This is a genomic window from Streptomyces sp. NPDC020747, assembly GCF_044334695.1.
Classification (GTDB): domain Bacteria; phylum Actinomycetota; class Actinomycetes; order Streptomycetales; family Streptomycetaceae; genus Streptomyces.
Map to the genome: position 1 here is coordinate 1 of NZ_JBIRTJ010000027.1, position 18489 is coordinate 18489.

Annotated in this window: 18 protein-coding genes and 2 pseudogenes; 12 read left to right on the top strand and 8 right to left on the bottom strand. The window is 68.2% G+C overall.

Going from position 1 to position 18489, the window contains the following annotated elements; genetic code table 11:
* The first annotated feature begins 150 nt into the window (after window positions 1–150).
* The 5 genes from ACH4YP_RS44720 (at window position 151) to ACH4YP_RS44740 (ending at window position 5082) form a co-directional block, all read left to right on the top strand.
* Window positions 151–1071, top strand: a complete 921-nt coding sequence (locus ACH4YP_RS44720; protein ID WP_398497110.1) for a carbohydrate ABC transporter permease — start codon at window positions 151–153, stop codon at window positions 1069–1071.
* A gap of 107 nt (window positions 1072–1178) precedes the next feature.
* Window positions 1179–1958: a carbohydrate ABC transporter permease gene (locus tag ACH4YP_RS44725; RefSeq protein ID WP_361053328.1), complete on the top strand. Its 780-nt coding sequence runs from the start codon at window positions 1179–1181 to the stop codon at window positions 1956–1958.
* Window positions 1958–2962: an alcohol dehydrogenase catalytic domain-containing protein gene (locus tag ACH4YP_RS44730; RefSeq protein ID WP_398497112.1), complete on the top strand. Its 1005-nt coding sequence runs from the start codon at window positions 1958–1960 to the stop codon at window positions 2960–2962. Before ACH4YP_RS44725 ends, ACH4YP_RS44730 begins: the two co-directional genes overlap by 1 nt.
* A 17-nt stretch (window positions 2963–2979) precedes the next feature.
* Window positions 2980–3768 (top strand): class I fructose-bisphosphate aldolase, encoded by a 789-nt coding sequence (locus tag ACH4YP_RS44735; RefSeq protein ID WP_398497114.1) that lies wholly within the window; start codon window positions 2980–2982, stop codon window positions 3766–3768.
* A 3-nt stretch (window positions 3769–3771) separates the two neighbouring features.
* Window positions 3772–5082, top strand: a complete 1311-nt coding sequence (locus tag ACH4YP_RS44740; protein WP_398497116.1) for an FGGY family carbohydrate kinase — start codon at window positions 3772–3774, stop codon at window positions 5080–5082.
* A 537-nt stretch (window positions 5083–5619) separates the two neighbouring features.
* On the opposite strand, the gene ACH4YP_RS44745 is transcribed toward ACH4YP_RS44740, so the two are convergent.
* Window positions 5620–6459: an alpha/beta fold hydrolase gene (locus ACH4YP_RS44745; RefSeq protein WP_398497117.1), complete on the bottom strand. Its 840-nt coding sequence runs from the start codon at window positions 6457–6459 to the stop codon at window positions 5620–5622.
* A 136-nt stretch (window positions 6460–6595) separates the two neighbouring features.
* Between ACH4YP_RS44745 and ACH4YP_RS44750 the strand changes: the two genes are divergently transcribed.
* Entirely contained in the window at window positions 6596–7210 is a 615-nt protein-coding gene (locus tag ACH4YP_RS44750) for a TetR/AcrR family transcriptional regulator (protein ID WP_398497119.1), read from the top strand.
* A gap of 7 nt (window positions 7211–7217) precedes the next feature.
* Here ACH4YP_RS44750 and ACH4YP_RS44755 read toward each other — a convergent pair.
* The 3 genes and pseudogenes from ACH4YP_RS44755 to ACH4YP_RS44765 form a co-directional block, all read right to left on the bottom strand.
* Window positions 7218–7292: pseudogene (locus ACH4YP_RS44755) on the bottom strand (short-chain dehydrogenase); the annotation flags it as partial.
* Between the two features lies 1 nt (window position 7293).
* On the bottom strand, window positions 7294–8034 hold the full coding sequence (locus ACH4YP_RS44760) for an alpha/beta fold hydrolase (RefSeq protein ID WP_398497120.1): 741 nt from the start codon (window positions 8032–8034) through the stop codon (window positions 7294–7296).
* Window positions 8035–8053: 19 nt separating this feature from the next.
* A complete protein-coding gene (locus tag ACH4YP_RS44765) occupies window positions 8054–8773 on the bottom strand; it encodes an SDR family oxidoreductase (RefSeq protein ID WP_361053347.1) in 720 nt (239 codons plus the stop codon).
* A gap of 486 nt (window positions 8774–9259) precedes the next feature.
* Between ACH4YP_RS44765 and ACH4YP_RS44770 the strand changes: the two are divergent.
* Both ACH4YP_RS44770 and ACH4YP_RS44775 read left to right on the top strand, forming a co-directional pair.
* Window positions 9260–9553, top strand: a pseudogene (locus tag ACH4YP_RS44770) (winged helix-turn-helix domain-containing protein); the annotation flags it as partial.
* Window positions 9554–9812: 259 nt separating this feature from the next.
* A complete protein-coding gene (locus ACH4YP_RS44775; RefSeq protein WP_361053350.1) occupies window positions 9813–10709 on the top strand; it encodes an SDR family oxidoreductase in 897 nt (298 codons plus the stop codon).
* Window positions 10710–10743: 34 nt separating this feature from the next.
* Here the strand turns inward: ACH4YP_RS44775 and ACH4YP_RS44780 are convergent, their stop codons facing one another.
* Window positions 10744–11427 carry a TetR/AcrR family transcriptional regulator gene (locus ACH4YP_RS44780; RefSeq protein WP_398497123.1) on the bottom strand — a complete coding sequence of 228 codons (684 nt, stop codon included), beginning with the start codon at window positions 11425–11427 and terminating at the stop codon, window positions 10744–10746.
* A gap of 210 nt (window positions 11428–11637) precedes the next feature.
* Here ACH4YP_RS44780 and ACH4YP_RS44785 point away from each other — a divergent pair, with 210 nt between their 5' ends.
* Genes ACH4YP_RS44785 through ACH4YP_RS44795 form a run of 3 tightly spaced genes read left to right on the top strand, consistent with a single transcriptional unit; the run spans window position 11638 to window position 15039 of the window.
* Window positions 11638–12606, top strand: a complete 969-nt coding sequence (locus tag ACH4YP_RS44785) for an enoyl-CoA hydratase/isomerase family protein (protein ID WP_398497125.1) — start codon at window positions 11638–11640, stop codon at window positions 12604–12606.
* Window positions 12607–12613: 7 nt separating this feature from the next.
* Window positions 12614–13537, top strand: a complete 924-nt coding sequence (locus ACH4YP_RS44790; RefSeq protein WP_398497127.1) for an alpha/beta hydrolase — start codon at window positions 12614–12616, stop codon at window positions 13535–13537.
* A gap of 35 nt (window positions 13538–13572) precedes the next feature.
* Entirely contained in the window at window positions 13573–15039 is a 1467-nt protein-coding gene (locus ACH4YP_RS44795; protein ID WP_398497129.1) for a class I adenylate-forming enzyme family protein, read from the top strand.
* On the opposite strand, the gene ACH4YP_RS44800 is transcribed toward ACH4YP_RS44795, so the two are convergent.
* Together ACH4YP_RS44800 and ACH4YP_RS44805 are read right to left on the bottom strand one after the other, a co-directional pair.
* The gene (locus ACH4YP_RS44800) at window positions 14934–15788 is read right to left on the bottom strand and encodes a SpoIIE family protein phosphatase (protein WP_398497131.1); all 855 of its coding nucleotides are present in this window, start codon (window positions 15786–15788) and stop codon (window positions 14934–14936) included. The genes ACH4YP_RS44795 and ACH4YP_RS44800 overlap by 106 nt on opposite strands.
* Window positions 15789–15948: 160 nt before the next feature.
* The gene (locus tag ACH4YP_RS44805; RefSeq protein WP_398497133.1) at window positions 15949–16479 is read right to left on the bottom strand and encodes a PP2C family protein-serine/threonine phosphatase; all 531 of its coding nucleotides are present in this window, start codon (window positions 16477–16479) and stop codon (window positions 15949–15951) included.
* 120 nt (window positions 16480–16599) lie between these two features.
* Here ACH4YP_RS44805 and ACH4YP_RS44810 point away from each other — a divergent pair, with 120 nt between their 5' ends.
* Window positions 16600–17154 (top strand): hypothetical protein, encoded by a 555-nt coding sequence (locus ACH4YP_RS44810; RefSeq protein WP_398497135.1) that lies wholly within the window; start codon window positions 16600–16602, stop codon window positions 17152–17154.
* A gap of 216 nt (window positions 17155–17370) precedes the next feature.
* Here ACH4YP_RS44810 and ACH4YP_RS44815 read toward each other — a convergent pair whose 3' ends face one another.
* Entirely contained in the window at window positions 17371–18432 is a 1062-nt protein-coding gene (locus ACH4YP_RS44815; RefSeq protein ID WP_398497137.1) for an alpha/beta fold hydrolase, read from the bottom strand.
* Window positions 18433–18489 lie beyond the last annotated feature (57 nt).

Consider the following 18489-nt stretch of genomic DNA (forward strand, 5'->3'; position numbering starts at 1 on the left):
CAAACTTTTTTGTTTTCCGGCCAATAATAAATACCATATATCCCGGGGTGTGTTTTTAAATCCCGCCGGCATACCCCCCCCCCCCCGGGGGGGTGGGGGGGCCCCCCCCCCCCCCGCCCCCCCGCCCCACTACCCGGGAGGAAATGAGCCATGACCGCCATCAGCCAACCGGCCGCCCCGGTGAGGCCGCCGGTCCAGCGCAGGTCGTGGAGCCGGCGCGCCCCGCTGCTGCCGGCGCTCGTCATCACACTGGTGCTGACACAGATACCGTTCGTCCTCACCATCTGGTACTCGCTGCAGCGTTGGAACCTGCTCAACCCCGGCCAGAAGGGCTTCACCGGGCTCGACAACTACCGGGCCACCTTCACCGACGACACGTTCTGGAAAGCCATCTGGAACACGGGCGTGCTCACCGGCGGAGCGACGATCGCCAGCATGGTCGTCGGGCTCGGCCTGGCGATGCTGCTGCAGAAGAAGTTCCCGGGCCGCGGCGTTGCCCGCACGCTCGCGATCACCCCCTTCTTCGTCATGCCCGTGGCGGTTGCGTTGTTCTGGCGCAGCGCCATGTTCGACCCCTCGTTCGGGCTGCTCGGCTGGCTCACCGACCTGGTCGGGCTACCGCGTGTGAACTGGCTGAGCGAACAGTCGATGCTCTCCGTGACCATGATCACGTCATGGCGGTGGACACCGTTCGCCATGCTCGTACTGCTCGCCGGGCTGCAGGCGCTGCCCGACGATCAGCTCGAAGCCGCACGGGTCGACGGTGCCGGCTGGTGGCAGCAGTTCCGCAACGTGGTCCTGCCGCACCTGCGGCCGTTCCTTGAGCTGACCGCACTGCTGCTGAGCATGAACATCATCCAGACCTTCGGCGAGATCGCCCTGCTCACGGCCGGTGGCCCCGCATACGGGACAACCAACATCACGTACTACGTGTACCTGCGTGCGTTCAACGCGTTCGATTTCGGGACCGCCTCGGCGTACGGGCTGGTCGCGCTGGTACTCACCATCGCACTCGCGCTGCCGGCGTTGCGCCTGCTTTCCGGCATCTTCCAGCAGGAGGGACGGCGATGACCGCCACGGCCCCACCTCCCGTCCGCAAAGCCGCCGCCGCTCCCGCGCCGACGCGTGCTCCGCGCCGGAGTCGGCGTGGCAACGACACGGCCGGATGGCCCGTAGCCGTGCTCGGCTGGCTCGGATCGCTGGTGCTGTTCTCACCGATCGCGTACATGCTGCTCAAGAGCTTCCAGAGCGAGACCGATGCAGCGTCGCCATCACCCAAGTTGATATTCCGCCCGACGCTTGAGCACTACCAGAGCACGTTCCAAGCGGGCTTCTGGGCGTATGCGGGCAACTCGATCGTCGTCGCCCTGGTCTCGACGATCCTGGTGCTGCTGCTGGCCGTTCCCGCCGCGTACGCGCTCTCGGTGCGGCCGGTCGCCAAGGCGCAGGACATCCTGTTCTTCTTCATCAGCACCAAGATGATGCCGGTCGCGGCAGGCATCATCCCTCTCTACGTGGTCGCCCAGGAGATGCACCTACTGAACACCGTGGTCGTGCTGTTGATCCTGCACCTGGGCATGAACCTTCCGCTCGCCGTGTGGATGATCCGTTCGTTCCTCCAAGAGGTGCCGGGGGAGGTGCTCGAGGCCGCGGCGATGGACGGAGCGAGCCGGATGCGCATCATGCGCAGCATCGTGCTCCCGCTGGTTCGGCCCGGCCTCTGGTCGACGGCACTGCTGTGCTGCGTGTTCTCGTGGAACGAATACTTCTACGCGGTCAACCTCACCACCACCACCTCCACACTGCCCCTCTTCATGCAGAAGTTCCTGTCCTTCGGCGAGCTCTACACCGCCCAAGTGGCCGCCGTCGCCACCGTGGTGAGCATCCCCGTTGTCATCCTGGGGTGGATCTGCCAGCGCAGCCTCGTGCGCGGCCTGCTGTTCGGAGCGGTGAAGTGATGCGCGCGATCGTCCTTGACGGATTGGGCGGTGTCGAGCTGACCGAGGTGCCTGCCCCGGTGCCCGGCCGCGACGATGTCGTTGTCGCGCCCGCCGCGGTCGGCATCTGCGGCACCGATCTGCACCTGGTCGACGGCAGCTACGCCACTGGCCGCTACCCGGTCGTGCCGGGCCACGAGTTCGCCGGCACCGTCGTCGCAGTTGGCGCGGGTGTGCGCGCCCTCGCACCCGGAGACCTGGTAGGCGTCGACCCCAACGTCCCCTGCGATCGCTGCCGCTGGTGTCACGTCAGGGCCTACAACCTCTGCCTGCGCCTCGAGCCGGTCGGCGTGACGCGCGCCGGCGCCTGCGCCGAGCAGGTGGTCGTTCCGGCCCGGGTCACCTACCGGCTGCCCATCGGCATCGATGCCACGGTCGGCGCACTGATCGAGCCGCTGGCCTGCGTCCTCCACGCCCTTGACCGCGCACCTTCGCTGAAGGACAAGGACGTCCTCGTCTACGGGGCCGGTTCGATCGGCCTGCTTATCTGCGCGGTCGCACAGCAGCGCGGAGCAGGACGGGTTCAGATCGTCGAGCCGCACCAGGTCCGTCGCGATGCAGCCCTGCGCCTCGGCGCCGACCGGGCCGCCGCATCCGCGTCGATGCTCGACCTGGGCCGCGGCGCCGAGCTCGTCATGGAGGCCAGCGGCCACCCGGCCGCCGTCGCCGACGCCCTCGCCCGGATCGCCATCCGCGGCACCCTCGTGCAGATGGGCGTGACCGCACCGGAGACGGCCGTAGCGCTCCATCCGTTCGAGATCTTCGAAAAGGAGCTCACGGTACTGGGATCCAACAGTCTCGCCGACTGCTACCCGGCCGCCGTCGAGCAGATCTCCGGCCTGTCCGCAGCCATCCGGCCGCTGGTCACCCACACACTTCCGCTCGCGTCCTACGCCGACGCACTCGCGGTCGCCGCCTCACCCGAGGCACTGAAGGTGCACATCGCCCCCTCATGCAACAGCTGAACCGAGAGGCAACCCCCATGACCATGGCCTATCGCATGACCCGAACGCTGCCGCAGGATCGGGTAGCCATCATCATGCCCGTCGACCACGGACTCATCTTCGACCGGCTGACCAGTCTGGAAAACCCGGCCGCGGTCATCGAGGAGTTCGGCGGCGACGACATCACCGGCTTCATGATGAGTCCAGGCCTCGTCGTTCGCACTGAGCAGTACTTCGCCCAGCGGCCGCACCTGTCCCGGGTCATGGCGATCGACGCCTTCTACCACTACACCGACGCCGGCCACGGCGTCGGCGCCCTGCAGCACAGCGTCGAGGACGCGGTCCGGCTCGGCGTGGACTGCGTCAAGATGCTCATGCCGTGGAACACCACCAAGGCCGAACAGGCCGCGCTGGTCACGCGCGTGGGCAAGGTGATCTCGGACTGCGAGCGCTGGCAGATCCCCCTGATGCTCGAGCCGGTCATGCTGGGCGAGCCGCGCACCGCCGAGGTGATAGCGGCTGAGGAGCAGGCAGCGCGGATCGCATTCGACCTCGGCGCGCACATCATCAAGATCGCGTTCCCCGGCGAGGAGGGGACCCGGCGCCTGGTCGAGGACCTCGGGCTGCCCGTCGTCATCGCCGGTGGCCCCCGCACGGGCGACGCGGCCGAGACGGTCGACGCGGTCCGGCAGACCGTCGTAGCGGGCGCACGCGGCATCATTGTCGGCCGCAATGTCTGGCAGCGGGAGCTGCCGGAGGCGCACGCGGTCGTCGAGCAGTTGGCCGCCCTGTCCCGCGCCGACAATCGCACGCTGCAGACCGTCTAACCCATGACGGACATCTGGGCCGGCGCCGACCTGGGCAGCACCAACGTCAAGGTGTTGCTCACCGACAGCACCGGCACCGTGCTCGCCCGCGCGTCGTCTCCCACGCCACGCTCCGGGCTGTGCACCGACGCCGACACGCTGGTCGACACGCTCGAGGAACTGATCCTCCAGGCGGCGCACGAAGTCGGACGTTCCCGGCTGCGCGGGATCTGCGTCGCGGGGGTCGGCGAGGACGGCGTGCTGCACGCCGACGGCCGGCCACTCGGCCAGGCGCTGCCGTGGTTCGACCCGTCCCGGCGGACCGTCCTGGACCAACTGGCCGCCCTTCGCGGCCCGGATGACCGCGTCCGATACGGCGTCGAACTGGACGCCGCCCGCACCGTCGCCGCGTGGGCTCTCCTGACTCCCGACCAGGTCCACGCGGCGACGGGCTGGGTTGCGTGCAGCGACTACCCGGCCCTGCGCTGGACCGGCAGGGCAGTGATGTCCAGCAGCCTGGCCGCGCGCACCGGGGCATGGCTGCTCGAGCCAGGAGGATGGGACCAGGCCCGCGTCACGCCGTTCTTGCCGCTCGAGTTCCTGCCCCCGGTCGTCGCGGCCGGCACAGTGGTCGGCGAACTGCGCAGCAGACGCCTGGCCGGGCTGCTCAGTTCCGACGCCGTCGTCGTCGCGGGAGGTCACGACCACCCGGTCGCCGCGTCGGTCGTGCACCGACAGGATCCGGCTGCACCGCTCGACTCCATGGGCACCGCAGAGGTCATCGTCCGGGACGTCGCAGCCGGGCCGCCGCCGCAAGAGGTCGACCTGTCGCCCGCGATCCTCGGCCCCGGCCGAACCGCGTTGACCGTGGTCGAGCTGGACCGCAATATGTCCTGGCTGCGTAGTACGGGTCTGGGCGCTCAGGTCGACGCCGTCATGGCCGGCACCCTCGCCGCGCCTCCACCCGGCCCGCAGGTGTTCGTCCCGGGTGCCGCCGGTGGCGAGGCCCCGCGGTGGACGCCAGCCGCCCGGAAGCTGTCCGACGAACTGCGCGCGGCCGCAGCTGTGCGGCAGCTCGCCGAGGCCGGTGCTGTAGCCCTGCGCGGGCTGGCGCCGGACGCACAGGTCATCTACGGCGCCGGAGGCTGGACACGGGCGCCGGGCTGGATGCAGCTCAAGGCCGCCGCTGTGAGGGCGCCGTACCGCGTCCTGGCCGAGCCGGAACTCTCCGCCCTGGGCGCGGCCCAGCTCACTCTGCCCGGCCCGACAGCACCTGTGGCAGTGCGCGAGGCCGACCAGCGGGTCGCAGATCGGCTCATCGCAAGAGGTAAATGATCAGCTGCTCAGACTGTGTCGGCTGGCATCGCCTTCCGTCGTCACGGTGGAAGGTGATGCCATGCCCGCCCGCGATGCGACGGCTGGCAGGCCGCAGACCAGGCGGAAAGTACATCTGCGCTTCCTCTTTCCAGCGTGCCAGCACGGAAGGCGACTTCGGTGGCCGCGTTCAGCCACAGCCCCATCAGGCCCTGCGTCACGGCCTCGTCGAAGAGAACGCCGGCGAGGGCTGTCTTCCCGCTCCCTGCGGTGGCGTGGAAGACGAACGCCTCCGGTGAGGCGTCGGGATGGGCGATGGCGCACAGTACGTCATGACGGTCCCGGATAGGCGACGGCGAGCGGGCGGAACCCGCACGGAATCCGTCCCCGAGCCTTCGGACACCGCGGAACTGGGCAGCGTGGTGTGGTGCGCGACGTACTGGTGGCCGATCTCCACGATGTACTGGTCCCGGGCGGGGCCGCGTAGGTCCTGGCCGCCTGGTCCGGCGCCGGGTCGGTGGCGCCGTCAGGTAAGGCCGGGATCAGGGCGACGGTGTGTTACTCGTCGAGGAACTGAAGGGCGTGCTTCAGGAACCGCTCGGGGTACTGGAACTGTGCTCCGTGCCCAGCGTCGGGGTAGATCAGCAGCTGGGCGTTGGGGATGTTCTGGGCGAGGTGCCATGAGTTGATCGAGGCGATCATCACGTCGTTCTCGCCGTTGAGGACCAGCGTCGGCTGGATGATCGCGTTCAGGAAGGCATAGGGGTTCTCGCCCGGCAGCGGTTCCGCGTAGGCGATGGCTGCTTCGAACTGCGCCTGTGCGACTGCGGGCGAGCTCGGTGTGTCCTGGTCGGCCCGCTGGTGACGTCGCTCCCAGAACGCCTTGCCCGCTTCCTTCGCGACCTCCGAGCGACCGAAGAACAGGAAGAGGAAATCGTCCAGAGTGGGGACCGGATTCAGCGCGTAGGCAGGCACCTCGGGGTCACTCGTCGGGTCACCGCCTCGCAGGCCGGTGCCGAGCAGGAGGAGCTTGCGCACCAACTGGGGTTGGCGCAGCGTGACCTCCTGCGCCTGGTAACCGCCGATGGAGAAGCCGAGCAAGTCGACCTGCTCCAGCCCCAGCGCCTGGATGACCGCGGCGATGTCGTCGGCCATGTCCTCCATCCGGTTGCGCGGCGTGCCGGATGACGAGGCGATGCCGCGCCCGTTGTACAGGATGACCTCGCGGCCCTCGGCCAGGCCGTCGGTGAGCAGCGGGTCCCAATTGTCCATTCCGCCGCGGAAGTGCTGGATCAGGAAGATCGGGACACCGGAGGGCTTGCCCCAGCGGCGGTAGGCGAACCGGTCGCCATCGACCTCGATGAACTGGGTCGGTGCGGTTACGTGCGTGTCAGTCATGGCCTGAGCCTTTCTGGAGGGCGTGAGCAATACGATTACGGTCATAATCTAAAAAGTCAATCCCTTTGATGTCGATCGACATCTATGTACGCTCGACAGCGAGCGCAGAGCGTCGACGGAGGAAGGGACGACTGACATGCGGGTCACCAAGGCACAGGCCGAGCAGAACCGCGCCCGCATAGTCGCGACAGCCTCCCGACTGTTCCGTGAGCGTGGCTACGACGGCGTCGGCGTGGCGGAACTGATGGCAGCCGCCGGGTTCACCCATGGCGGGTTCTACAAGCACTTCAGCTCCAAGGCCGACCTGATGGCCGAAGCGTCCGCGAGCGGGCTCGCACAGACCGCGGCACGGACAGAGAGTCTGGACGCCGCCGAGTTCGTCGAGCACTACGTCTCGCGGGAGCACCGCGAGGGGCGCGGTGACGGCTGCACCATCGCGGCCCTCGGCGGCGACGCCGCACGTCAGCCGACGGACATCAAAAAGGAGTTCGCGGCAGGGATCGAGAGCCTGCTGACGGCCCTTCAGGCCCAGGCCCCGACTGATACGCCGGGGGATGCGGATCAGCGCGCGGTCCGTGCCACAGTGATCAACATGCTCGCCCACTCGGTCGGCGCGGTCATGTTGTCGCGGGCGTGCCCGGACGGTTCTCCGCTGGCTGACGAAATCCTCGATGTCTGCCGCAGGGAAATCCTCGCGTCTCTGGCACCCGGGAACAGCGACCAGCCGACGGCAAGCAGCCCGGAAGTCTGACCACAGCGTTCAGCCGCAGCGGGATGACGCCCGACAGGTCCACCGTCTCGGGACGGCGGGCCGCCGCGTAGACCTTCGCGCCGTCAGCTGCCGAGGAAGGCGTTCACCTCGGTGTCGAACTCGACGGGGTACTGGAAGAGGAATCCGTGCCCGGCGTCGGGGTAGATGCTCAGCTTCGCGTTGGGCAGGTGCTCCGCCAGTAGATAGGTGTTCTCGGTGGGGACCATCTCGTCGTTGTCGCCGTTGGCGACCAGGACGGACTGCTGGATGGACGCCAGACGCTGCAGGCGGGTGTCGTCGCGGACACCCCAGGCGGAGATCGCGATCAACTGGGCGTCGCGGACGGCGAGCGTGGACGGGGTGTCCCGCTCGGCGGTGCGCATGCCCAGGCGCTTGAGGAAGTCGACGCCCTTGGCCTGGCTGGAGGCGCTCTTCTCGAAGAACAGGGTGAGCAGACCCTCGGCGGTCGGGGCGTCACCGAAGGCGGTGTCACGGATGGCGGCCGCGGTGTACAGGTGGATGTTCCGTCCGCCCCGGGGGGGTGCCCGCCAGGACCAGGCGGCGCACCTGCCAGGGGCGGAAGTACTCCCTCGCGCCGACCCGAACCTTCGCGCACAAGCCGCTGAACCTGGACCACGGAAGCGGCCACGCCGCTGGCCGGGCTTGGGCTCCTGGCAGGCCCTCGGTGCTGCCTGTATCGGCGAGGGCAGCGGCGCCCCGGGCGAGGTCACCGCCGAAAGCGTGGCCACGATGATGATGTGGGAGGACCTCGCGGAGATCCCGCTCAACGGACCCGAGACGGAGGCCCCGAAGGGCTCCGACACACGACAGCCGGTAGAGCGTTCAGACTTGGCCGTTCACTGTGCGCAGCTCCGGGTACAGCGCCTCGACCGGGCCGCTGAGAGCTGCCTTGACCTGTGTGGTCAACTCGTCGGCCAGGACCTCGTATTCGCCGGCCTCGACGGCGTTGAAGACCGTCGCCACGAGCTCCGCCGGCAGCATCTTGGGGCCGTCGGCGTGCGCCGCCATGCGGGTGTCGACGTAGCTCATGTGCACACCCGTCACGTGGACACCTCTGGATGCGAGCTCGAGGCGCAGCGAGTTGGTGGCCGACCACAGTGCGGCCTTGGACGCGCTGTAGATACCACCGTAGGCGTACCAACTGCCAACGGAGTGCACGTCGACGAGGATCGACTCCGGCTGGGCGGCAAGGATCGGCGCGAAGGCACGCGCGAGGAAGACGGGACCGAAGAAGTTCGTCTCCATGTTCGCCCGAATGTCCGCCTCGGTCACGTCCAGGAGACTCGCACTCGGCGGGTTCGCGCCCGCGTTGTTGATGAGCGCGGTGACATCCGGTGCATCGGCGACGGCCGCGTCGATCGACGCGGGGTCGGTGACATCGAGGGTGAGGGGGACGATGCGCTCATCGTCCCAGGTACGGGGGGTGCGGGCGGTGGCGTAGACCTTGGCCGCGCCGCGGGCGAGGGCCTCGTGGACAAAGTGAGTTCCGATACCGCCGTTCGCTCCGGTGACGAGGACGACTGTTCCGTTGAGGGAGGGCATGTTCGCGTTCTTTCTGGTGTGGGGAGGCCGCACCGGTCGGTGCGGCGGATGAGGAGCGGAGGGTGAGCCGCCCGTCCTGGGTGGGGAAGTAACCCGCCGGCACATGATCAAGCGCGTGCCAGGACCGGGTAATCGGTGTGTCAGGCCCCGCCGCCGTACTGGGCGGTCAGGCCCACCTCGTTCAGGGGCCGCCGAGCTGCACGTTCCACCGGAGATGAGCAGCCTCAGCGAAGCGCGCTGCCTGTAGTACATCCGCGCGCCGGGTGTTCCCTCGAGATTGGTGCGGTTGAGGCGGACGGTAACGAACTTGAGGATCTCGGGACGGCCGAGCTCGTCCCGGCTGATGGCCTGCATGGAGTCGTTCATACGCTCCACGCTGCGGTATGCGAACCAAAGGGACAACGGCAGAAATGTCAGTAGTAGCCAGAGCCGTGCCACAGCAGACGCCACAAGCGAGCACAGCGAGTGGGTCGCAGTGATACGACGCTGGAGGCGGAGTTGGCGAAGGGGCCGGTGGCGCACGGCTGGCCGGACCAGCGCTGGACACTGTCACGGGTGAAGACCGTGATCGGCCGGCGTTTCCACAAGAGCTACACCCTCCAAGGGGTGCGCACGCTGCTGATCAGGCATGGCTTCTCCTGCCAGGTGCCGGCCAGGCGGGCCGCCGAACGCGACGAGGAGGCCATATGCGGCTGGGTGAAGGAGACCTGGCCGCACGTGGAAACACCGCGGCGGCGCCCGACGCATAGTTCGTCTTCGCGGAACTGGCGTGGAACCTGACGCGGAGCCAAACACCAAGCAACGGACCAAACACTCAGCTAGGCGGTCGGCCCACCTCGCCGTCCGTCACGGATGGTGACGATTCCACAAGGAAGATCGCGGGCCTCATCACGGAGATGCCGGGCCAACGTCGACTAGGGCCGCATCGATCAACGACTCTGCGATGGATCGCGCGTACACGAAACCCAGCAGGTGGATCGGCGGCAGTTCAGGCGTACGACATCTTGCGCTCCCTAAATAACGAAGTTATGTTGCCGCCATGAAACGTGACTTGCTAGGCAGAAGGCTGGTCGTCACCGGAGCCGCACGGGGCATCGGCGAGAAGGTAGCCCGTCTGGCCGCCGCCCGAGGCGCTGAGGTGACCCTGATCGGACTGGAGCCGGATCGCCTGCGTGACCTCGCCCGCGATCTGGGCCCCACCGCCTTCTGGCGTGAGGCCGATGTACGCGACGGCGCCGCGCTCCGGTTGGCCATCGATCAGGCCGCGGAGGTCATGGGCGGCATCGATCTCGTCGTCGCCAACGCCGGTGTCGTGGCGTACGGGACGGTGCGACAGACGGATGAGGCGTCGTTCGAGCGGGTCCTGGACATCAACCTGAACGGCGTGTTCCGCACCCTCAAGTACGCGACGCCCCATCTGGAGCGCAGCCGGGGCCACGTGCTGGTCGTGGCGTCCGCACTGTCCTTCATGCCGCTGGCGGCGATGGCCTCGTACGGCGCGAGCAAAGCCGCGGCCGAGCTGCTCGCGCTGACCTACCGCCAGGAGGTGGCACACCTCGGGGTCACGGTCGGCCTGGTGCACCCCTCCTGGATCAACACGGACCTCGTGAGGGGCGCCGAGGCGGACCTCCCCTCATTCCAGAGCCTGCGCCAACGGCTGCCCTACCCGGGCAACGTCACCACGAGCGCCGACCGAGCGGCCACCGCGATCGTCAACGGGCTCGCACGCCGCCGCAGCCGCGTGTACGTCCCGCGCGCAGTCGTCGTGGCCAACTGGGCGAAGGCCGCACTGAATTCACCACTAGCCTGGCCCTGGGCGAGGCGCTTCGCGGCCCGGGCGGTTCCGTCCCTCGAACGGGAGGTCACGGCATTGGGGAGGCATGACCAACTCACGCCAGGCACCGACGCACCCGCCGCAGAGACCAAGTCGTCCTAGCCGCGCACGGGGCGGTCTTCCGCCCACCCGACTTTCACCGCTCGTGAGCGATCGACTCGTAAAGGCGCGCGCCGACCTCGTGCGAGGCCTCGGCACGCTCCCGCTCATCCCCCAGCCCGACAGAGAAGTTCACACCCATCGGCAGCATGACCTCGACCACGGCGTCCTCGAACTCGACGAAATGCTCGGCCAGCTCGAGGGTGATATAGCCGTGGACCAGACTCCACAACTGAGCAGCTATGACCTCGGGTTCCTGCCGCTCGACCCGGCCGGAGTCCACGAGCCGTTCGCACGCCGCGGTGACGAGGGTGTGGGCTTCTCGGAAGGCCGGGGAATGGCCGCTGAAACGAAGGTCCGCATCCGACAGCGGCCGGTAGGTCGCACGAGTGGACAGCCCGAACATCAGGTCGTAGAGATGCGGGTTCTCGCGCGCCACTCGGCGGCAGGTCAAGGCCAGGGCGAAGAGATCCGCGATCGGATCCTCGGTCACCGGCACTCGGGCGAACGCCGCGCTGAGCTCCTTGAACCCATGGTCGGCGACGGCCCGCATCAGTTCGGGGATCCCACCGAAGTGGCTGTACACCACCATCGTCGAGAGTCCGCTCGCGGACGCCACCGTGCGCGCCTTGACGGCCGACGGACCCTGTTCGGCCAGCAGACCGATGGCGGCCTGTACCAGCCGCTGCGGTGCGTCGTCGAGTCTCGCCCGCCCTGCCATGTTTCTCCCGCCTCTACCGTTGACACGCCTGAAATAACTTGGTTATCTGACTCATCGCGGCAATAGTACACATCACGAGTGATGTGCCGTTTCGCACATGGGCGCCCATCCCTCTACGCGCCTTCACGCACTGTCCCAAATTCCTGGCGCTGGCACCCCCTCCCCCACGCGCTTTCCACTCCCCATGAACTCAGCCCGGGAGCAGAATCCATGCCATACCAAGACAAGGGTCATCTGGAGATCGAGGACCGCGGAGCCGTCCTGATCGTCCGGGTCGATGGCGGCCCGCACCAGCTGTTCGGCCTTGATATCGCCAACAAGCTGCACAAGCTGGTGACCCGGGTCGACCATGATCCGAACGTCCGCGCGGTCGTGTTCACGGGAGCACATCCCGGGCGGTTCGTCAGCCATGCCGCGGTCCGGTGGCTTCAGGAAGAGGGCGACGCAGGTCCCAGGCTCGGCCGGCGCGGTGCCGCCGCCGCGGTCCGCGTGGCGAAGTACGTGGACCGGTCCCGTGTCCTGAGTGCCCTCATGAGCAGGACCCCCATGCGGGGAGCCCTCCAGCTGGAGCACATCCACAGGGCTTTCCTCCGGATGAACAGCAGCGGTGTCCTCTTCGTCGCAGCCCTCAACGGATCGACTCTCGGCCTCGGCGCCGAGTTCGCCTGGGCATGCGATCTGCGGGTCATGGCCGACGGGGACTTCTTCATCGGCCAGCCGGAAATCCTCCTCGGCATCATTCCGGGCGGAGGCGGCACCCAGCGGCTGACCCGCCTGATCGGCACCCACCGGTCCCTGGCCGCGATCCTCGAGGGCAAGCCGTTCACTCCTGAGGAGGCTCTCGCCAACGGGGCGGTCGACAAGATCGTTCCTCAGGACAAGGTCGTCGCGCAGGCGGTCGAACTCGCCGAACACTTCGGGAAGCGGTCGAAGGCGTCGGTCGCGGCCGCCAAAAGGTCGGTGTACTTCGGCGGCTCGATGTCGCTGGAGGAGGGCCTGCACGTCGAGCGCGCCGAGTTCTTCGTCCAGGTCAAGACGCCGAACGGCCAGGACGGGATGCTCAGCTACATGAAGACGACGGACGTCAACGGCGAGCTCCCGCTGTACGAACCGGACACCTACGCGCAGGCGCTCGCCTCGGGCAGCGTCCACACACCCCGCTCAACGAAAGGACGGTGAGCCGACGATGAGCACCGCACACTCCTTCACCCGGCACGACATCACCTTCCCCTCCGGCGACAGCACATGTGCCGGATGGCTCTACCTCCCCAAGGGCGTCACCTCCCCGCCCGTTGTCATCCTCGGGCACGGCCTGGGTGCCACCCGTGAGATGCGCCTGGACGCCTTCGCCGAGCGATTCGCACAGGCCGGCATCGCCGCCGTGGCCTTCACCTACCGGCACTTCGGCGACAGCGGCGGCCACCCGCGCCAGCTACTGTCGATCAAGCGTCAACTCGCCGACTGGGACGCCGCCATCACCTACGTCAACACCCGCCAGGACGTCGACCGCACCCGTATCGCGGTGTGGGGCAGCTCCTTCGGCGGTGGCCACGCCATCACCGTCGCCGCACGCCATCCCGAACTGCGCGCGGCCGTGGCCCAGTGCCCGTTCACCGACGGCCTCGCCTCTGCGCTCGCGCTGGGCCCGGTCGCCTCACTCAGGATCGCGCCCGTGCTCGCTCGCGACCTGGCGACCAGGGTGCTCGGCAAGGCCCCCGCGATGGTCCCCATCGCCGCGGCCCCCGGTTCGCCGGCCCTCATGAACGCCGCGGACGCGCTGCCCGGATACCAGGCGCTGCAGCCTCCGGGGACGCAGTTCCGCAACGAGGTGGCGGCACGGGTCATTCCGACCATCGCCGCCTACCGGCCCGGGCGCGCGGCCAAGAGGGTCACCATGCCGATCCTCTTCTGCGTCAGCAACACCGACTCCGTCACGCCTCCCGCCGAGACCCTCAAGTACGCGCGCACCGCGCCCAGGGGGGAGATCAAGAGGTACGACGCCGGCCACTTCGACTTCTACACCGGCGAGACCTTCGAGGAACTGGTCCGTGACCAGGTCGAGTTCCTCACCCGCCAGCTGCACGCGGCACCCGCCGCGTCGACTCCTTGACCGGACCTCATCACACCGAGACAGGTACGCTCGCCATGAATTTCGCTTCTCTGCCCGACCGTCGCGCCGCTCTCGACCCCGATGGGCCAGCGGTCTCGGACGGGCGCCAGTCGCTTACCAACACTCAGTTGCTGGATCGCGTCCGTGCGGCAGCGCGTCAGCTCCAGGACCTCGGGATCGGTCCCGGCGACGTCGTGGCACTCAAGCTGACGAACCGCCTCGAGTTCGTCCTGCTGCTGTTCGCCGCCTGGCGGATCGGCGCCACCATCACGCCGGTCAACCCGAGCATGACCGACGTCGAGGTGGACCGACAGTTGAAGGACTCGGGCGCGCGTCTGCTGGTGGTCGAGGACCGCGCGGCGCCGGTCACGGACGGTACTGCCGTGCTCGCCGTCGGCGCGCTGTACGAAGAAGCCGTGGGGGCGGATCACGCGCCGCATGCGGACTCGTCCGCGCTGGCCCTGCTCATCTACACCAGCGGCACCACCGGGGTACCCAAGGGCGTGATGCTCGACCACGCCAACATCGACGCCATGGTGGAGATGGGGCGCCTGTCGTTGGAGCTCGGACCGGCGGACCGATGCCTGCTGATCCTGCCGCTCTTCCACGTCAACGGCATCGTGGTCAGCATCCTGACCCCTCTGTTCGTGGGCGCGAGCGTCGTCATCGCGGGCCGCCGGTTCGATCCGCGCAGCTTCTTCGACCTCGTCGAGCAGGAGCGCCCGACCTTCTTCAGCGCCGTGCCGACGATCTACGGCATGCTCGCCGCGCTCCCGGACGACGTTCGGCCCGACACTTCCTCGCTGAGGTTCGGGGTCTGCGGCGCCGCCCCCGCCTCGGCCGAGCTGCTGACCCGTTTCGAAGCCCGGTACGGGTTCCCTCTGGTCGAGGGGTACGGCCTGTCCGAAGCAACCTGCGGCTCCACCATCAACCCCGTGGCCGGCCCTCGACGCGCCGGCACCGTGGGGCTCCCCTTCCCCGGCCAGGAGATCCGGATCGTCGACGCCGACGGTACCGAGGTACCGACGGGCACCGACGGTGAGGTCCTCGTGCAGGGCCCCAACGTCATGCGTGGCTATCTCGGCCGTCCGGAGGAAACAGCCAGGGTCATCGTCGACGGCTGGTTGCACACGGGCGATGTGGGCCACCTCGACGCCGAGGGCTATCTGACGCTGGTCGGGCGCTCGAAAGACATGATCATCCGTGGCGGGGAGAACATCTACCCCAAGGAGATCGAGGACGTACTCGTGGGCGACCCGTCGGTGCTGGAAGCCGCCGTGATCGGCGTACCGGACCAGAAGTGGGGAGAGGTGGTCGTCGCCTACGTCCAGCCACGACCCGGGGTCACCGTCGATACAGCGGCGCTCAACGCGCTCTGCGCGCGCAGCCTCACCGGTTACAAGCGTCCGACCGCGTTCTTCGTGGTGGACGCCATCGCCAAGAACGCGGTCGGAAAGATCGACAAAGTCTCGCTGCGGACTGCCCACGCGGCGGTTTCCTGACCTTCACCGCATGCCCTGCCTGCCGCCGACGCTGTGAAGTCAGGCGGCACCGGCGGGCGAATCAGCTGTTCCGCCCAAATGACCTTGCCCTCGCGGTGGTACCGCGTACCCCAGTGCTCGCTGAGCTGGGCGACCAGGAACAGTCCACGGCCGCCCTCGTCGAAGGTCCGAGCGCGGCGCAGGTGCGGGGCGGTGCCGCTCGCGTCGGACACCTCGCAGGTCACGGTGGGCTGAAGAATCATCCGCAGTTGGATGGGGCTCCTGCCATAACGGATGGCGTTCGTCACCAGCTCGCTGACCACGAGCTCCGTGGTGAAGGCCATGTCCTCCAGCCCCCAGGCGGCCAGCCGCTCGGATGCGAAGGCGCGCGCCTCGCACACCACGGCCGGATCGGAGGGAAGATCCAGTGTGGCGACGTGGTCGGCGTCCAGCGCTCGGGTTCGTGCCACGAGAAGAGCGACGTCATCGGCGGGGCGGCTGGGCAACAGCGCGTCGAGCAGTCCGTCGCAGGTCTCCTCGAGCGAGGCGAGTGCCCGGGCGAGAACATCGGACAGCACCACGAGGGAGGCGTCCACGTCCCGGGCGCGGCTTTCGATGAGGCCGTCGATGTAGAGCACCAGAAGACTGCCCTGTGGCAGTTCGACCTGAGCGGTTTCGAAGGGGAGCCCGCCGAGGTCGAGCGGCGGACCGATCGGCAGATCCGGAAAATCGACCGCTCGGCCGGATCCCGCGTCGCCGGGCGTCACCATGGCCGGCAGAACGTGTGCGGCACTGGCCAGGGAACACACACGGAGACCGGGTCGTAGACCGCGTACAGACACGTGGCGCTCATCTCGTCCATGCCCCTCTGCTCCGTGCGCTGCAGCCGGATGACCACGTCATCGAGGTGGGTCAGCAGTTCGTCGGGGGTCAGTCGATGTCCGCCGACGTGCGGACGGTCCGCAGACGGCCCATCGTGGCCGAAGCCTGGAGGCCGCGGCCCACCACATCGCCCACGACCAGCGCGACGCGGGCTCCCGAAAGGGGGATCACGTCGTACCAGTCGCCGCCCACGCCCGCTCGGGACCCGCTAGGCAGGTAACGGGAGGCCGTCTCGACGGCGGGCTCCCCCGGCGCGTGCTGCGGCAGCAGGCTGCGTTGGAGCGTGAGAGCGGTGGCCCGCTCGTGTGTGTAGCGATGGGCGTTGTCGATGTTCACCGCCGCTCTGGAGGAGATCTCCTGGGCGAGGAGCAGATCGTCGTCGTCGAACGGATCCGTCGTGCGACGGCGGCAGAACTGTGCCAGCCCGAGCAGTTTTCCACGGGCCCACAACGGGACCAGGAGCACGGAGTGGATGCCGTCCGCGCCCGAGGTGCCCGCAAGGTCCGCATCCACCTTCAGCCATGTCGGCGCGTCGGAGGCTTTGATGCCGAGCCGGAGGGGTTGCCCGGTGGCCAGCACGAGCGCTGGCTCCGCCCCGTCCTCGTACGCGTGCGTCGGCCCTGGGCCGACTACGGAGACCGAGCCTCCGTCGGAGACGGATCGTGCGATCCGACGGAGTACCGGCGGATCGTCTGCTGGGTGCGTCTCTTCCCCGTGGAGGGCGGCGGCGAGAAGATCGACGGTGACGAGGTCGGCGAAGTGGGTAGTGCCGAGATCCGCCAGTTCCTGAGCGGTGCAGGCGGTGTCCAGGGTTGTCCCGATCCGTGTGCCGGCCTCATTGATGAGGGTCAGCCGCCGCTGCAACCATCGGTCGCGTGCCCTCTGATACGCCGTGACCGCCTGTTACGAGGTGCGATCGACATACTCGAAACCCATCGCGCTGGGTGCGATCGTCACCGCGTTGATCAGCTCAGGGTCCTTGGTGAGACGGCCCGTCTCCTCATGGAGCAGCTGAAGCAGACTCGCGTGCACGAGCCGGTAGACGCGCTAGAGCTCACTGATCTGAACCCCGTGCTCAGCGAGTCGGCAAGCGAAGCCGATGGCCGCGGGTGGCGTCGTGACCTCGGACAGTTCACGGCCGCCCTCAAGAAAGTCCAGAACGGTATCGACATGCTCGGACAGACCCGCCGGCGCAAGAGCGGCGATGTCCTCGTACTTCCACAGCTCGGGAAGCTCGCTGCGCAAGCGCTGTAGCGCCACTTGGGTCAGCTGGTCCGATCGGGGCTGGAGCCCTCGGGCGAGCTCTCGAAGGCAGACATGGGCGTCGGTTCCCATTAACCAAAATGTATAGACAAAGGTGTGTGCAAGCACCTTCCCCGTTTTCCGCCCAGGGCGGTTGCGCGTCCGAGGGGCTGGGCGACGACGGCCCTCACCGCCGCCACCCAGCCCGGTCAGGTGCCCCTTCCTGGATCAGAGACTGTCGAGGAAGCCGAGGAGCTCCCTGTTGACCGCCTCAGACTGCTCCTGCTGGATCCAGTGCCCGCAGTCGGCCAGGATCACCGATCCTCGCAGGTCGTGGACCTTCTCCCCGATCCGGGCGATCGCCTCCTGGCTCCAGATCGTCGTCACGTCGCGGTCTCCTCCGATGAAGAGCGCGGGCACGGTCACCGGCCTGTCCTGGTACTCGCCGAGGACCTCCCAGTTCAGATCGAGGGTCCGGTAGTAGTTCAGTGGGCCGGTCAGTCCGGTGTGCTCCAGCTCGGCCACGAGGAAGTCCACCTCGTCCTGGCCGATCCAGTGGGGCAGCTTCTCCGGCATTTCCAGCATCGCGCCGAACCCCTCCGTCCGCGGCACGCACATGGCCCCCCTCACGAACTCGCGGAGAAATTCCGGCGGGAGCGACGTGAGGTCGACGCCGGCGAGCTCGGGCGGCAGGGGACGGTCCGCAGACAGGCTGTAGAGGCCGCTGATGACCCACGACCGCACATCCGCTTCGATGACCTGCTCCGCAACGCCGCCAGGAAGCGAGAAGTACTCCTGGTAGAACAGCATGTCCGGGCCCGCCAGCTCGCGGGCGACCGCACCCGGGCGCCGCTCACCGAAGGCGTTGCCCGGCAGCGCCGACTGCGCCCGGCCACCGAACGGCACACCCAGTGCCACGACCCCGCGGAAGACGTCGGGCCGCGTCCACGCCGAGGCCCACGCCACCGGAGCCCCGTAGTCGTGGCCGACGATCACCGCGCTGGACTCGCCCAGCGCCTCGACGACACCGACGCAGTCCGCGACCGACTCGGTGATCCGGTACGCCGCTACGTCAGCGGGCTTGGACGACCGGCCGTATCCCCGCATGTCCATCGCCACGGCGCGATAGCCGGCGCCGGACAGCGCGTCCATCTGGTGCCGCCACGAGTACCAGGACTCAGGGAAACCATGGACCATCAGGACGATCGGGCCGGACGTACCGGCGATCCGCAGGTGGATGCGCTGTCCGTTGACCCGGACGGTGCGCTCTTCCCATTCAGAGAGGGGCATCGGCGGCCTCCATGTCGCTCTTGTGTGTAGAAACGTTTCTTCGACGCCGCACGGTCC

Excerpts from the sequence above, each read along its gene's own strand:
- ACH4YP_RS44800 (WP_398497131.1), bottom strand. The coding sequence starts at position 15,788 with ATGGTGACGCCCGGCGACGCGGGATCCGGCCGAGCGGTCGATTTTCCG.
- ACH4YP_RS44815 (WP_398497137.1), bottom strand. The coding sequence starts at position 18,432 with ATGCCCCTCTCTGAATGGGAAGAGCGCACCGTCCGGGTCAACGGACAG.
- ACH4YP_RS44765 (WP_361053347.1), bottom strand. The coding sequence starts at position 8,773 with ATGCCCTCCCTCAACGGAACAGTCGTCCTCGTCACCGGAGCGAACGGC.
- ACH4YP_RS44780 (WP_398497123.1), bottom strand. The coding sequence starts at position 11,427 with ATGGCAGGGCGGGCGAGACTCGACGACGCACCGCAGCGGCTGGTACAG.
- ACH4YP_RS44735 (WP_398497114.1), top strand. The coding sequence starts at position 2,980 with ATGACCATGGCCTATCGCATGACCCGAACGCTGCCGCAGGATCGGGTA.
- ACH4YP_RS44795 (WP_398497129.1), top strand. The coding sequence starts at position 13,573 with ATGAATTTCGCTTCTCTGCCCGACCGTCGCGCCGCTCTCGACCCCGAT.
- ACH4YP_RS44740 (WP_398497116.1), top strand. The coding sequence starts at position 3,772 with ATGACGGACATCTGGGCCGGCGCCGACCTGGGCAGCACCAACGTCAAG.
- ACH4YP_RS44730 (WP_398497112.1), top strand. The coding sequence starts at position 1,958 with ATGCGCGCGATCGTCCTTGACGGATTGGGCGGTGTCGAGCTGACCGAG.
- ACH4YP_RS44720 (WP_398497110.1), top strand. The coding sequence starts at position 151 with ATGACCGCCATCAGCCAACCGGCCGCCCCGGTGAGGCCGCCGGTCCAG.
- ACH4YP_RS44775 (WP_361053350.1), top strand. The coding sequence starts at position 9,813 with ATGAAACGTGACTTGCTAGGCAGAAGGCTGGTCGTCACCGGAGCCGCA.
- ACH4YP_RS44790 (WP_398497127.1), top strand. The coding sequence starts at position 12,614 with ATGAGCACCGCACACTCCTTCACCCGGCACGACATCACCTTCCCCTCC.
- ACH4YP_RS44745 (WP_398497117.1), bottom strand. The coding sequence starts at position 6,459 with ATGACTGACACGCACGTAACCGCACCGACCCAGTTCATCGAGGTCGAT.
- ACH4YP_RS44785 (WP_398497125.1), top strand. The coding sequence starts at position 11,638 with ATGCCATACCAAGACAAGGGTCATCTGGAGATCGAGGACCGCGGAGCC.
- ACH4YP_RS44750 (WP_398497119.1), top strand. The coding sequence starts at position 6,596 with ATGCGGGTCACCAAGGCACAGGCCGAGCAGAACCGCGCCCGCATAGTC.